This window comes from Streptomyces sp. NPDC047042, from assembly GCF_040644035.1.
GTDB lineage: Bacteria > Actinomycetota > Actinomycetes > Streptomycetales > Streptomycetaceae > Streptomyces.
Genome location: NZ_JBEYVP010000001.1, coordinates 40,340 through 54,390, shown reverse-complemented (window position 1 = coordinate 54,390; position 14,051 = coordinate 40,340). Strand labels below are relative to the sequence as shown.

Genomic DNA, 14,051 nt, shown 5'->3' with positions numbered 1-14,051 from the left:
CTCACCCCTCAGCGGCCCTCACCCCTCAACGCCCCTCGAGAACCCGCCCGAGCACCGCCAGCGCCTCCTCGAACACCGGCTCCCGAGGCGTCCCGTACCCCACGACCAGCCCCTGCGTCCGCCCGGCCGGCGCCGCCACGCCCGGCTCGTGCCAGTGCTCCCCGAGATGCCCGACCGCGAGCCCGGCCTCCCCGGCCCGTGCCAGGATCTCCGCCTCGTCGGACACCTCCACCAGGGCGTGCAGCCCCGCCGCGATCCCGCGTACGGTGCGCCGCGCGCCGAGCAGCTCGACGAGCCGGTCCCGGCGGCGCCGGTAACGCAGGCGGCACGCGCGCACGTGACGGTCGTACGCATGGCTGGTGATCAGTTCCGCAAGGGCCAGCTGACCGATGGTCTCGGTGTGGAAGTCGCTGTGCAGCTTGGCGTCGGCGACCGCGTCGACGAGGTGGGGCGGCAGCACCATCCAGCCGAGGCGCAGGGCGGGCCCGAGCGTCTTGGAGGCGGTGCCTACATAGACGACCTGTCCCGGAGCCATGCCCTGAAGAGCGCCGACGGGCTGTCGGTCGTACCGGAACTCCCCGTCGTAGTCGTCCTCGACGATCAGCCCGTCACGCGCGCGTGCCCAGTCGGTGAGCGCCCTACGCCTCTCCGGGTGCAGGGTCACCCCGATCGGGTACTGATGGGCGGGCGTGACGACGACCGCCGAGACCTCGTGGCGGTCCGACAACTCCTCGACGCGGGCGCCCCGTTCGTCGACCCCCACCGGCACCACCTGTCCGCCGGCCCGCCGGACGACCTCCCGGTGGAAGGGCAGCCCCGGGTCCTCCATGGCGATCGAGGCGCCGTCCAGCACGCGCGTGACGAGCGAAAGCGCTTGCACATACCCGGAGGTGATCACGATCCGCTCGGGCGGCGCGAGCACGCCGCGGGCCCGTCCCAGATAGTCCGACAGCGCCGTCCGCAGCTCGATCCGGCCGCGCGGATCGCCGTAGTCGTACGCCGCGGAGGGCGCCGTCGCGACGGCCCGGCGCAACGCCCGCAGCCAGGCGTCCGCCGGGAACGTCCCCACGTCCGGACTGCCGGGCCGCAGATCGAACCGGGGCACACGCGCGCGTGCGTGTGCCCCCGGCGGCTCCGCGTCCACCGAGGGCAGCGCGGCGACCTGCGTACCGGCCCCTTGCCGAGCCGTGAGGTACCCCTCGGCGACCAACTGGTCATAGGCCGCCTTCACGGTCCCCCGCGAGACCCCCAACTCCTCGGCGAGCCGCCGGGTGGCGGGCAACGAAACCCCGGGCGCCAGCCGCCCGTCCCGCACGGCATCCCTCAGAGCACGCTCGAGCCCGTCACGGCGCCCTTCACCAGCGGCGAACTCGAGATGCAGGTCCACACCGATCCCTAGGGCGCGGGGCTGTGTCTGAATCTGCGGCTACCGCCGCGTGGGCGCGACCAGCCACGACTCACCCGCAGACGAAACTCAACCCTTGAGACGCGCCATCCACGCCTCGACTTCGTCCGAGCGACGAGGAAGCCCAGCCGACAGATTCCGATTCCCACCCTCGGTCACGAGAATGTCGTCCTCGATCCGCACCCCGATACCCCGATACTCCACAGGCACAGTCAGATCATCGGCCTGGAAGTACAGCCCGGGCTCGACCGTCAGCACCATCCCCGGCTCCAACGTCCCGTCCACATACGACTCAACCCGCGCCGCCGCACAGTCGTGAACGTCCATACCGAGCATGTGCCCGGTGCCATGCAGCGTCCACCTCCGCTGCAAGCCCAGCTCCAGCACCCGCTCCACGGGCCCCTCGACAAGCCCCCACTCCACGATCCGCTCGGCCAGCACCCGCTGCGCCGCATCGTGGAAGTCCCGGTACTTGCCCCCGGGCACGACGGCCGCGATGCCCGCCTCCTGGGCGTCGTACACCGCGTCGTAGATCTTCTTCTGGATCTCGGAGTACGTGCCGTTGATCGGCAGCGTGCGCGTGACGTCGGCCGTGTAGTACGTGTGCGTCTCGACGCCCGCGTCCAGCAGCAGCAGCTCACCGGAGCGCACGGCCCCGTCGTTGCGCACCCAGTGCAGCGTGCAGGCGTGCGGGCCGGCGGCGCAGATGGAGCCGTAGCCGACGTCGTTGCCCTCCACGCGCGCGCGGAGGAAGAACGTCCCCTCGATGTACCGCTCGCTGGTCGCCTCGGCCTTGTCGAGGACCTTCACCACGTCCTCGAAGCCGCGCACGGTCGAGTCGACGGCCTTCTGCAGCTCACCGATCTCGAACTCGTCCTTGACCAGCCGCGCCTCGGAGAGGAACACGCGCAGTTCCTCGTCGCGCTCGGCGGTGACCTTGTCGGTCAGCGCTGCCTCGATACCGGCGTCGAACCCGCGTACGACCCGGACCGGTCCGGTGGCCTCCGTCAGTGCGGCGGCCAGTTCGCGGACGTCCGAGGCGGGAATGCCGTACACCTGTTCGGCTTCGGCGAGTGAGTGACGGCGGCCGACCCACAGCTCGCCCTGCCCCGAGAGCCAGAACTCGCCGTTCTCGCGGTCGGAGCGAGGAAGGAGATAGATCGTCTCCTTGTGGCCCTCGGGTGTCGGCTCCAGGACGAGGACGCCGTCCTCCGTCTGGTTGCCGGTCAGATACGCGTACTCGACCGAGGCCCGGAACGGGTACTCCGTGTCGTTCGAACGCGTCTTCAGATTGCCCGCGGGGATCACCAGGCGCTCGCCCGGGAAGCGCGCGGAGAGCGCGGCGCGGCGGGCGGCGGTCTGCCCGGCCTGCGCGATGGGCTCGAGGCCCGTCAGCTCGGTGTCGGCCCAGCCGGACTTCATGCTCTCGGCAAGCTCGTCGGAGACGCCCGGGTACAGGCCGTTCTTCCGCTGCTTGATGGGCTCTTCGGGCTCGGTCTCAGTCTCCGGGGTCACCGGATTGAGCTCGTCCGCCACGGTCATCCTCCTAGATACGGCACTGGACCCCGTCCATCGTACGGTCGTACGGAACGGGGCCCGGAGGAGTGAGGAGACGACCGGCCGTTCACTCGAACCGCGCCGACAGCAGGACGACGTCCTCCTGACCGTCCGACGCGTCCAGCTCGTCCGGCAGCATGTTCCGCAGGACGTGGTCGGCGATCGCGCCCGGGTCGTCCCGCAGCTGCCTGGGTACGCTCGCCGCCGCCGCGTGCAGCCGGGAGAAGGCCCGGTCCACGGGGTCGCCGGTGCGGTGCAGCAGCCCGTCGGTGTAGAGCAGAACCGTCTCTCCGGGCTCGGTCCGGAACTCCACGCTGGGCGCCTCCCAGCAGGCGAGCATCCCGAGCGGTGCCGACACGGTGGTCTCCACGAACTCCGTGCGCCGCTCGCCGATCACCAGGGGCGGGCAGTGCCCGGCGCCGGCCAGCGTGACCTTGCGCAGCGCGGGCTCGCAGTAAGCGAACAGGGCGGTGGCGCAGCGCGCGGGCTCGGTGAGCCGCAGAAGCAGTTCCAGGTCGGACAGGACCGCCACCGGGTCCTCGCCCTCCATCACGGCGTACGCGCGCAGGGAGGCCCGCAGCCGGCCCATCGCGGCGATCGCGCTGGGCCCCGAGCCGGTCACCGCGCCCACGGCCAGGCCGAGGGCGGCGTCCGGGAGCGGCAGCGCGTCGTACCAGTCGCCGCCGCCGCGCGGGCCGGTGCGGTGCCGGGCGGCGAGCTGGACACCTGCCGTCCGGGGCAGGCGGGCGGGCAGCAGCTCCGCGGAGATCGTCTCCACGCACGCGCGCGTGCGCTCCACCTCGACCAGCCGGGCCAGGTGCTCGGTCGCGTACCGCGCGTACAGGCCGACAAGGTGGCGCTGCCGCTCGACCGGCTCCGCGGGCTCGTCGTACAGCCAGACGGCCGCGCCGAGGCGGCCTGCGGACTCGGTGGACAGGGGGAGCGCGTAGCTCGCCGCGTAGCCGAGGCGGGCGGCCACCTCGCGGTGACGGGGGTCCAGAGCGTCCTCGGCGAGAAGGTCCGGGTGTGTGATTTCGCTCTCGCCTCCGGGCAGCCCGGCGGCCGTGTCGAGGAGCTGTCCGTAGGGCATCGCGCCGCGCGGGATCGTCTCGATGTGACCGAGGTCGGCGCGGGCAAGTCCCAGGCCAATGGTGGTGTCGGGGCCGAGGCTGTCGTCCGGCTCCAGGACGAGGAGGCCGCGCCGGGCGCCCACGAGGGCGGCTCCGGCGCGCAGCAGTTCCTGGAGGGCGTCGGCGAGTGTCGCCGTGCGCGCGAGCCGCTCGGTGAGTTCATGCAGCGTTGTGAGGTCGGACACCCAGCCGGCGAGGCGGTCCTGGAGGAGAGCGCCGGGGCCGTTCGGGCAGGTCAGCGCGGTTGTGTCCGCAGGTGCACCCGGGGAAACGGGCGCAGGCGCGACAGTGTGGGCGGGCGAGGGAACCGTTGAATCGATTCCAGCCACTTTCGGGAGGTGAGGGGCGTTCATGGCGTCCGGCCTTCCGACCGGCGCTTATTGCTCAATAGCATCGCAAACCCCCATGTGATTCTGCGTCGCTAGCAGTGTCTCCACATGTACACGCACTCGTGAGGGGATGTCCAGCATTGTCCTGCCGGGATTCCTGGTGTCCGTGGGTTTCCCGGGGTCCCCTTGCGAAAAGCCGAAGTTGGCCTAAAACTGACTCGGGTAGCGGGTTATTGAGGTCGACTGGCCTGGTTCGACAGAGCGTCACAGCGGTCTTGATGGGTACGTACTCGGTGAAGGCCAGGGGTGGTTGAGCGACCGCCCGGAACCTGGCGACGGACCCGGGCGTCTTAACCACCGACGACCGTGCCCCATCCTCCCTTGGTGGAGGCGGAGAGAAACAGCGGGACGGCAAAACGCCAGACTCCGCCACCCCGCGCCATGCCCATGCTTTGGATGAACGCAGTATGGACGCGGACACAGCCAATGCTCGGCGCTCGGCGCACAGGGGGGCTGCCCCTTGCCTCCCACGGGGTGGGAGCGCCAGAAGGTACGCACAGTGAAGTGATCTACACATGATGTGATGTGGCCCACGGTGTTGCCAGGCGTGCAACGGAAAGGAACGAGCGCTCATGCGCGAGATCCTCGGAAGGCTCGGAAGGCGACGCAGGCTCCTGTCCCGGCGTGACGGCGGGAGGCCTGAGGTGCTCGGCGCGGCTCTGACGTTCGCGACCGAATGGCAGTGGCCCGTACTCCCGGGCGTGGCACCGGATCCACAGGGGCGCGCCCGCTGCGGCTGCCCCGATCCGGAGTGCACGGTTCCCGGCGCTCACCCGTTCGACCCCGGTCTGCTCGCGGCCACCACCGACGAGCGCATGGTGCGCTGGTGGTGGACCAACCGGCCGACGGCCCCCATCATCCTCGCCACCGGCGGCACGGCCCCCTGCGCGGTCAGCCTGCCGGCCCCGGCCGCGGCCCGCGCGCTCGACGCCCTGGACCGCAAGGGCATGCGCCTGGGTCCCGTCGTCGCGGCTCCCACCCGCTGGTCGCTGCTCGTGAAGCCGTACACGATGGAACAGCTGGGCGAACTGCTGTACGCGAAGGACTTCGTGCCCGGTTCCCTCCGCTTCCACAGCGAGGGCGGCTACATCGCGCTGCCCCCGTCCGAGACCGGCCAGGGCCAGATCCGCTGGGAGCGCGCACCGCTGCCCGGCTCGGCCTCGCCCTGGGTACCCGATGTCGAGGCCGTGGTGGACGCCGTGGTCGAAGCTCTCACTCGTACGGGTGTGAGCGCGCCCGAGTTGTAGGGGTGTCGGGCGCGCGGGCAACCGGGCGCCCGTCCCCTGTCGTTATCTTCACCTCCATGAACCTCCGTCTGCTCGCGCTCTCGGGCGTCGTGGCGCTCACGGTCGCGCTGCCGCTGGCCGTGGCGTCCGCGGGGCCCGTGGGCGACGCGGACCGCGACGCCCTCCTCTCCCTGACGCCGGACGAAGACCCCCGGGAGGGCCCTGGGGACGCCAAGGCGCGAGAAGCCGCCGATCCACCCGTCGATCCCTCCGCCGATGCCGGTGAGCCCACCGATTCCTCGCTGCTGGGCCTGGGACTTGCCACGGCCGCCCGCTGCGGTCCCGAAGTCACCTCCCCCGACGGCATCGAGGCGCAGACCTGTGTCCTGTCGCAGGGCGAGGAGACCTGGGCGCGCACCTACTACCGCAATGTGACCGGCCACGGACTCTCGGCCGTGCTGAGCCTCATGGGGCCCGAGGCCCACACCGTGCAGCTGCGGTGCGCGGTGGGCGCCGAGGACGAGCCGGGGATGTGTGAGACGCCCAGGGAACGCACGACGGGCGAGCCGGAGGCGTACACGGCGGTCGCGGAGTTCGCCGAAGCGGCCGGGCGGGGACCGCTGCTGCTGCGGTCGGGGAGCAACTCCGGTGCGCCGGACGGGAGTTGAGCGCGGCTCACGTTCGTACGGAAAGTCCGGGCACAGAAAGACCCGGTTGCTGGCGACGGGGGATGCACCAGCAACCGGGCTACTGCAACGCTAACAAGAGATCGGCGGTTCGCAAATTCGATCTCGGCTATTCGGACACCAATTCCACTGTTCCCAAGGGGAGTTGTGACCGGAGTCACGGGTCTCGGAGTCCTTGCGTCGAACCTGTGCGTCAGCTGAGTGTGACCTGCCGGTTGGTCAGGCCGCCGCGGGCGCGGCGCTCCTCCGGAGTGAGCGGGGCGTCCGAGGCCAGGGCGGTGGCAAGACGCTCGGCGAACTCGGCGGCCGGCTTCTCGACGTCGTCCGCGGTGACGCCGGTCGGCAGGTCCCAGACCGGGACGGTGAGGCCGTGCGCGCGGAAGGAACCCACCAGCCGGGTGCCCTCGCCCAGGCTGGACCGGCCCGCCGCGTGGAGGCGCGCGAGGGCGTCGAGCAGCTGCTCCTCGCCGTGCGGCATCACCCAGCGCAGGTGGTTCTTGTCGGGCGTCTCGCACCAGTACGCGGCGTCGACGCCCGTCAGCTTCACGGTCGGGATGGCCGCGTCGTTCGCCCGCTCCAGGGAGGCGGTGACGTCCGCGGTGGCGTTCTCCGCGTCCGGGACCCAGAACTCGAAGCCCGTGTGCACAACTGGCTCGAACGCGCCCTCGGGGTCGAGGAGGTCCTGCAGTCGCGGGCCCTCGGCCGGGGCGCGGCGGCCCTGGACGGGTGTGCCGGGCTCGGCGATGAGCGCGCGCTGCAGGGTGTCGGCGAGGTCGCGGCTGATGTCTCCGGACGCGGTGTCGTTCTGCAGGCCGAGCAGGACCGAGCCGTCGTCGCGGCGCAGGGCGGGCCAGGCCATCGGCAGAACCGTCGCGAGTGTGACGGAGGGAACCCCCTCGGGGAGGCCGTCCTTCAGGGTCAGCTCCACCGTGGCGGCGGGGACCAGCTCGCGCAGGGCCACCCAGTCGCCCTCGCCGGGCAGGCCCTCGAAGGGCCGGTGCACCAGTTCGGTCACCGCGTGCGCGGCGGCCCGGCCGTGACACGCCTTGTAGCGCCGCCCGCTGTTGCAGGGGCAGGGCTCACGGGCGCCCACAACCGGGATCTCTCCCGTGGCGAGCTGCGGCCGCGAGGCCTTCGTCTGGGGTCGCTTCTTGGCCATCGTGGGTGTCTCCCGGTTACGGCTCGTCTCGTACCCGCGCGAGCCTAGCCGCTCGTACGACGGCCGACGGGACCCTGTGGACAACGCCCGTCACCGGAGTTGCCGGGTTCGGTCGACTTCCCTCAGTGGATCTGCCGGTTCTGTCAGTCCATCAGTCCATGTCGTCGAACGCGTCGGCGAAGTCCAGCTCGGGTATCGCGGACATCGAGCGGGCCGTGACGCGGGTGGCGAAGTCCGTACGCCGATGGCTCGCGTCCGGGTCGCGGCCGTTGTCGTTGACCACGGCCCACACGGTGACCTCACCGCGCGTGTCGTCCCTGACGCCCCAGTCGTTGGCCAGCGCCGTGATGATGTTCAGCCCGCGACCGCCGTGCGCCGTGACCGAGGGGGTCGACGGAGCCGGGCGGGTCGGGCCGCCGCCGTCCGTCACCTCCACGACGAGTCTGCCGCCGGAGTCGAGGCGCCACGCGGCCCGGACGTCGCCGTCACCGGCCAGGGCCTCACCCAGGGGCCGACCGTGTTTGCACGCATTGCTCAAGAGTTCGGACAGGATCAACACAGCGTCGTCGATGACCGATTCCGCGACACCGCCCGTGCGCAGCTGATCGCGCATCCGGTGCCTTGCCTCACCCACGCCCGCAGGGCCATGGGGAACGGCCATGCTCGACGACGTGGGCACCTCCTGTGCCACCACCAACGCCACCCCCGAGACCTCCTCTGCCCCACGCCACGGTGTGAATGCCCCATTGGCCTGTACCGGAAACCGTCCCTTCCGCCTTCGGTGACGCACTCGCAATGATCGAATACGGACCGAACGCGCCGGTGCACTCCCTGTAATCGAGTGGCCGGATTTCGACGGTATGGCCGAGAGTGGAGGTTTCCTCACCCGGACCGCCAGGTCAAGAGGCCGGGAGACAACCGCGGTCGGAGTCGGGTAAGAGAGGCTCGCGGGCAAGGCGTGCCGGGGCTCGGAGAGCGCGGCTGGTCAGCGGCCCAGTTGCCGCAGAACCGCGCCCGGCCGGTTGGTGATGATGGCGTCGATACCGAGGTCGACACAGAGGCTGACGTCCTCGGGTTCGTTCACGGTCCAGACGTGCACCTGGTGACCGGCGCGTTTCAGCCGCTTGATGTACGCCGGGTGACTGCGCACGATCCGGATCGAGGGGCCGGCGATCCCGACGCCCCTGGGCAGCCGTCCGTCGCGCAGCCGGGGCGAGAGAAACTGGTTGAGATAGACCGTCGGCAGGGTCGGCGAGGCCGCCCGTACGCGGTGCAGCGAACGCGCCGAGAAGCTCATGACCCGTACCCGCGAATCGGCCGGCGAGTCGGGGCTGTCCAGGCCGAACCGCTTGAGCAGGAACAGCAGCCGCTCCTCGACCTGGCCCGCCCAGCGCGTGGGGTGCTTGGTCTCGATGGCCAGCTCCACCGGCCGCCCGGCGTCGGCCACGAGTTCGAGCAGCCGCTCCAGGGTGAGTACGGACGTGTCCTCGCGGTCCTCCGGGCGGTGCTCCCAGTCCGGGGCCTCGTCGCCGGTCTTCCAGGAACCGAAGTCCAGGGCGGCGAGGTCGGCGAGCTCCAGGGCCGAGACCGCGCCGCGCCCGTTCGACGTACGGTTGACGCGACGGTCGTGGACACAGACGAGATGGCCGTCGGCGGTCAGCCGTACATCGCACTCCAGAGCGTCGGCGCCGGCCTCGATCGCCTTCTTGTAGGCGGCCAGCGTGTGCTCGGGCGCCTCTTCGGAGGCTCCGCGGTGGGCGACGACCTGGATCGGGTGCTGTCGTGCGTGGGTCACCGCGTCATGGTGTCACCGTCGGAGGGCGGCTGTGACGTCGTGGGTGTCCCGCGCGCGTGGCCGATACTCATGGTTGTGTGATTTGTCAGATATAAAGGATGGTCCCGGACCCACAGGCACCGCTTATGGTGCCCTGACGGCCCGTGGGAAAAGCTGACGGCATACAACAAGGGCACGCACAGGCTGAAACGTACCGACCGCGTACCCGTGTAAACGGGTACACGCTTGTGATCGGGCGCGACCGAGTGCGACCGAGAAGGACAGCCGTGGATCGAGGAGAAAGAGCTGTGAGCACCGAGAACGAGGGCACTGCCGTACCCCCGGCCCCGTCCGCACCTCCCGTGCCGGTGGAAACTCCTGCTGCCTCCCCGCAGGCCACCGCGCACGAGGCCCCGACGACTCCGCTCCCCCCGGTGCCGCCGAGCACCCCGGGCGCACCGGAGCCGCAGCTGGCGCACGCGGGCCAGGTACCGGCGTACGCGTCGGCAGGAGCGCCCGGTTCGGCCCATGACGCCGTTCCCGGATCTGGTACGGCCGCCTGGCCGCCGCCCCAGCCGCCGGCCACGCCGTCGTACATGGACGGCGGAGGCGGCGGAGACGCGAACACCCCCTGGGGCGCCTCCTACGACCAGCAGCCGAAGCCGAAGTCCGGGCGCGGCGGGCTGTTCGCCGCGGTGCTCGTGGCCGCGCTGGTCGCGGGCGGCCTCGGCGGCGGCCTCGGCTACACACTGGCCAAGGACAACGACGACTCCACGTCGACGACGGTCTCCGCCGCGCAGCAGACCGGCGGCGACCTCAAGCGCGACGCGGGCACGGTCGCGGGCGTGGCCGCCTCGGCGCTGCCGAGCACGGTCACCATCGAGGCCGAGAGCTCCAGCGGCGAGGGCGGCACCGGCACGGGGTTCGTCTTCGACACCCAGGGCCACATCGTCACCAACAACCACGTCGTCGCGGACGCGGTCGACGGCGGCAAGCTGACGGCGACCTTCCCCGACGGCAGGAAGTACGACGCGGAGGTCGTCGGCCACGCGCAGGGCTACGACGTGGCGGTCATCAAGCTCAAGAACGCCCCGTCGGACCTCAAGCCGCTCACCCTCGGCGACTCCGACAAGGTGGCCGTGGGCGACTCGACGATCGCGATCGGCGCCCCCTTCGGCCTCTCCAACACGGTGACCACGGGCATCATCAGCGCCAAGAACCGTCCGGTGGCCTCCAGCGACGGCAGCGCCAACACCAAGGCGTCGTACATGAGCGCCCTGCAGACCGACGCGTCGATCAACCCGGGCAACTCCGGCGGCCCGCTGCTCGACGCCGCGGGCAACGTCATCGGCATCAACTCGGCGATCCAGTCCTCCAGCAGCGGCGGCCTGGGCACCGGCCAGTCCGGCTCGATCGGCCTGGGCTTCGCCATCCCGATCAACCAGGCGAAGTACGTCGCCCAGCAGCTGATCAAGACCGGCAAGCCGGTCTACGCGAAGATCGGCGCCTCGGTCACCCTGACCGAGGGCACCGGCGGCGCGCAGATCAGCCAGAAGTCCGCGGACGCCTCCGACCCCGTCGAGGCGGGCGGCCCGGCGGCCGCGGCCGGCCTGAAGCCCGGCGACGTCATCACCAAGCTCGACGACCACGTGATCGACAGCGGCCCGACCCTGATCGGCGAGATCTGGACGCACAAGCCCGGCGACAAGGTCCAGATCACCTACGAACGCGACGGCAAGTCAAAGACGGTCGAACTGACCCTGGGCTCCCGCGTCGGCGACAACTGACGCACACGCGCGCGCGGGGACCCGTTACTCTGGTCCCCGCGCCGAACTGATCGCCGGCGCGCCCCAGGTGGGTTGCCCGAGCGGCCTAAGGGAACGGTCTTGAAAACCGTCGTGGCAGCGATGTCACCGTGGGTTCAAATCCCACACCCACCGCAGGTGAACGGCCCCTGACCAGGTAAATTGGTCAGGGGCCGTTGTGCTGGGCGCCGCCCGATGTGCACTGGGGGCGGGGCGGGGTTGCTGTACTTCGCCGCTGTACGGCAACCGCTTCGCCTTCATCGGCCACCCTGCTTCCGTTGTCTACGACGCAACCCGACGACGCCGGCGATGGCGACGAAGAAACTGCCGACTGCTGTCATAGCGAGGGCAGATGCGAAGGGGCTGAGAGGGGGGCGTCCGAGAAGGGTTCGATCGAACGCAAGTCCAATCAGGGCGCCTGTCAGTGTGATCGCCCACAAGAGCAGTACGAGCAACCATGTGCTCCGGGTGCTCAGCCAAGAAGTCATTGGATCAATATGCACCCGACATGTCGCCGAACACACCCCCTCGCGCCTGCCACCCAGCTGCGCGAGGGCGACAGGCCGCCCCGGACCATGTTGACGCCCGCCCGGCAGCAGATGTCTCTTCGCGCCGCCCTCATACGGCGCGGCGCGCGCGCCCGTCCCCCGGTGGTACGTGTCCGAACGGTCCGAAGGGGACGACATGTGGAACAAGTCAGCGAGGCGCGGCGCCCGGCTGGGCGGCGGCGCTGCGGTGCTGTGCGCGCTCGCCATGACGGTGGGCGCCGCGCCTGCCCAGGCGACCGTCGAACAGGCGTCGGCGGGCACGATGTTCACCACCTGGGCGACGGATGTGAACGTCCGCCGGGACTCCGCCCCGGGTGTCCGCTGCCCCGAGTTCCCCTCGCCCGGCAACTGCCCGCAGGTGATCGGCAAGGCGCAGCGGGGCGACCAGCTCGAGGTGTCGTGCCAGACGCGCGGTGAGACGGTCGGTGGCAACCCGAACTGGGTCTTCGTGGACAACCGGACCCGGGGCTTCTACGGGTGGATGGCGAGTTACTACATCTCCCACCCGGACAACTGGCTGCCCGGCGTTCCGCAGTGCTACGGCCCGTGACACCTCTGTTTTGTACGAATTACGAATGGGGATGGGGGAACGGCTCCCGCCCCCCACTCTCACCCCCGCCACCCCGTCATCCGCGCCGCCGAAGCCACCGTCGCCCTGGCCTCCCGTTCCGTCAGGCCTGTTTGAACCGCAGCTTCGATCAGGGAGGCCAGCAGGGCCGGTCCCAGGCCGTTCTCGTACGCGCGGCACGCTGCCCAGAACAGGCGGGTGTTGCGTTGGCCCTCATGGGCCGCGAGGACGAAGTGGACCAGGCCCTGGCCGTGGTGCTCGTCCGGTGAGGAGGGCGCGGAGCGGTGGGTGCGGGGCGGCGGGAGGAGGAGGCGCAGGAGGGACGGTGGGCAGGGGGCCGGGGTCAGATGGGCGGTGCCGGGGGCCGTGCCGTAGACGCCGTGTTCGGTGCGGGAGCCGGGGCCGACGAGGTAGCCGCCGGCTCCTCTGATGTCGATGCCGGGGGCCAGCCGGCTCGCCGAGTTGGGGACCACGGCGTCCGGAGGGCCGGTGAGCCACAGGTGACGGCCGCCGGAGGGGGTCAGGACGACGACCGTCTCGGGGATCGTGAAGAGGTGGCGCAGGGCCAGTTCGCGCAGGGCCGCGGAGGAGTCGGTGCCCGACTTGGTGTCCAGGTCGATGCCGATGAGGTGGTGCGGGGGCAGGCCGCAGGCGATGCCGTAGCCGGTGGCCCAGGGGGCGGCGGCGAAGAGTTCGCGGATACGGGACGGGTCGGTCGAGGCGTCGTACACGCCGTGGCCCGTGCCTCCGCACTCGCCGCGGCACAGGACGGGTGGCGGGTCGGCGCGGTGGGGGGAGCGCAGGGCCGGGAGTTTCGTCCGGGACAGGGGGATGACGGCCAGGCCGCGTTCGGCGGCTGACAGGGCGTGGGCGAGGGCCAGCGTCGTGGCCTGCCGGTCTGTGGTGGCCATACTTCTATATTCGTACTTGTGTTCGAGAAAGGGAAGGGTGCGCGGGTCGGTCGGGCCGGTTCGGCGGAATGGATCGAAATGTGCGGGAACGCTTCGCCCCTTGCGCCCCTTGGGTAACCGTGCGCCGGCTTGGCGGAAATCGTCCTTATCAGCCTGAACTGCGACTTCAGTGATGTGAAGAGGGTTTATCGACTTGTCATCACGCTTCAGGGGGAATAAACGGTTCCGGGCTGGTTCGCCGGGGATTCGGTGGGCAATTCTGATCTTGCGACGCAGCGCACAGCGGCGGAGCGACACCGGGGCGGGTGGCCAACTGCCTTGGAGTCAGAGGTAGTTCGCGCATCACACGTACTTCGTACGGTCCGGCGGCAGCACGGAGCCGGGGCGTACTTTTCTGGAGGAACAGACATGGCAAGCATCCGTACCGCCCGCGTTCTCGCCGCAGTCTCGGCCCTGCCCCTCGCCGCCGCGCTCTTCGGTGGTGTCGCGGCGGCGGACAACGGCGCCTTCGCGGACAACGGATCGAACGCGGCCGTCGCCGGCATCGTCGGCAGCGGAGTGGGCGGCAACAACAACGGCAATTCGTCCACCTCGCAGCAGCAGGCGGTCGGTTCCGGCGCCTCGAACCAGAACAACACCGCGCAGGTCAACGGCTCCGGGCTCACGGCCATCGACCAGTCCAACGCCGTCGTCAACTTCACCAACCTCTGGTGAGCCGTGGGCCGGCGGGGGTGTGGGTCCCCGGCGGTCCTGAACTCCCTGGTGGGGAGCGCTTCATGGGGTGATGAATCGTCTGCGCGGCGGCACGTACTTCGGTACATCGTGTCGCCGCGCAGGCGTTTTCGGACCCTTGACACCCTCCAGTATCTGACGGACAGTCAGAAACCGTGAGC

Annotated in this window: 12 protein-coding genes and 1 tRNA gene; 6 read left to right on the top strand and 7 right to left on the bottom strand. The window is 70.6% G+C overall.

Annotation, left to right across the window (positions count from 1 at the left end):
• Nucleotides 1-25: 25 nt before the first annotated feature.
• From ABZ855_RS00275 to ABZ855_RS00265, 3 genes are all read right to left on the bottom strand, one after another.
• Complete coding sequence (locus tag ABZ855_RS00275) at nt 26-1,387, bottom strand: PLP-dependent aminotransferase family protein (RefSeq protein WP_360798450.1); 1,362 nt, start codon at nt 1,385-1,387, stop codon at nt 26-28.
• An 87-nt stretch (nt 1,388-1,474) separates the two neighbouring features.
• Complete coding sequence (locus ABZ855_RS00270) at nt 1,475-2,941, bottom strand: aminopeptidase P family protein (RefSeq protein ID WP_360798447.1); 1,467 nt, start codon at nt 2,939-2,941, stop codon at nt 1,475-1,477.
• Nucleotides 2,942-3,029: 88 nt separating this feature from the next.
• Complete coding sequence (locus ABZ855_RS00265) at nt 3,030-4,445, bottom strand: PP2C family protein-serine/threonine phosphatase (protein ID WP_360798444.1); 1,416 nt, start codon at nt 4,443-4,445, stop codon at nt 3,030-3,032.
• A 608-nt stretch (nt 4,446-5,053) separates the two neighbouring features.
• On the opposite strand from ABZ855_RS00265, the gene ABZ855_RS00260 reads away from it, so the two are divergent.
• Complete coding sequence (locus ABZ855_RS00260) at nt 5,054-5,728, top strand: bifunctional DNA primase/polymerase (RefSeq protein WP_360798441.1); 675 nt, start codon at nt 5,054-5,056, stop codon at nt 5,726-5,728.
• 56 nt (nt 5,729-5,784) lie between these two features.
• The gene (locus ABZ855_RS00255) at nt 5,785-6,375 is read left to right on the top strand and encodes a hypothetical protein (RefSeq protein WP_360798438.1); all 591 of its coding nucleotides are present in this window, start codon (nt 5,785-5,787) and stop codon (nt 6,373-6,375) included.
• 211 nt (nt 6,376-6,586) lie between these two features.
• On the opposite strand, the gene ABZ855_RS00250 is transcribed toward ABZ855_RS00255, so the two are convergent.
• The 3 genes from ABZ855_RS00250 to ABZ855_RS00240 form a co-directional block, all read right to left on the bottom strand.
• Complete coding sequence (locus tag ABZ855_RS00250) at nt 6,587-7,552, bottom strand: DUF5926 family protein (RefSeq protein WP_360798435.1); 966 nt, start codon at nt 7,550-7,552, stop codon at nt 6,587-6,589.
• A 151-nt stretch (nt 7,553-7,703) separates the two neighbouring features.
• Nucleotides 7,704-8,342 carry an ATP-binding protein gene (locus tag ABZ855_RS00245; protein ID WP_360798432.1) on the bottom strand — a complete coding sequence of 213 codons (639 nt, stop codon included), beginning with the start codon at nt 8,340-8,342 and terminating at the stop codon, nt 7,704-7,706.
• Between the two features lie 195 nt (nt 8,343-8,537).
• Nucleotides 8,538-9,347, bottom strand: a complete 810-nt coding sequence (locus ABZ855_RS00240) for a glycerophosphodiester phosphodiesterase (RefSeq protein WP_360798429.1) — start codon at nt 9,345-9,347, stop codon at nt 8,538-8,540.
• Between the two features lie 287 nt (nt 9,348-9,634).
• On the opposite strand from ABZ855_RS00240, the gene ABZ855_RS00235 reads away from it, so the two are divergent.
• The 3 genes from ABZ855_RS00235 (at nt 9,635) to ABZ855_RS00225 (ending at nt 12,229) form a co-directional block, all read left to right on the top strand.
• Nucleotides 9,635-11,113, top strand: a complete 1,479-nt coding sequence (locus ABZ855_RS00235; protein WP_360798426.1) for a trypsin-like peptidase domain-containing protein — start codon at nt 9,635-9,637, stop codon at nt 11,111-11,113.
• A 66-nt stretch (nt 11,114-11,179) separates the two neighbouring features.
• Nucleotides 11,180-11,266 (top strand) — tRNA-Ser (locus ABZ855_RS00230).
• Between the two features lie 549 nt (nt 11,267-11,815).
• On the top strand, nt 11,816-12,229 hold the full coding sequence (locus ABZ855_RS00225; protein ID WP_360798423.1) for a hypothetical protein: 414 nt from the start codon (nt 11,816-11,818) through the stop codon (nt 12,227-12,229).
• Between the two features lie 59 nt (nt 12,230-12,288).
• Here ABZ855_RS00225 and ABZ855_RS00220 read toward each other — a convergent pair whose 3' ends face one another.
• A complete protein-coding gene (locus ABZ855_RS00220; RefSeq protein ID WP_360798420.1) occupies nt 12,289-13,158 on the bottom strand; it encodes a bifunctional DNA primase/polymerase in 870 nt (289 codons plus the stop codon).
• 408 nt (nt 13,159-13,566) lie between these two features.
• On the opposite strand from ABZ855_RS00220, the gene ABZ855_RS00215 reads away from it, so the two are divergent.
• Nucleotides 13,567-13,872, top strand: coding sequence for a hypothetical protein (locus ABZ855_RS00215; RefSeq protein WP_360798417.1), 306 nt, complete (start codon nt 13,567-13,569; stop codon nt 13,870-13,872).
• The last annotated feature ends 179 nt before the right edge of the window (nt 13,873-14,051 follow it).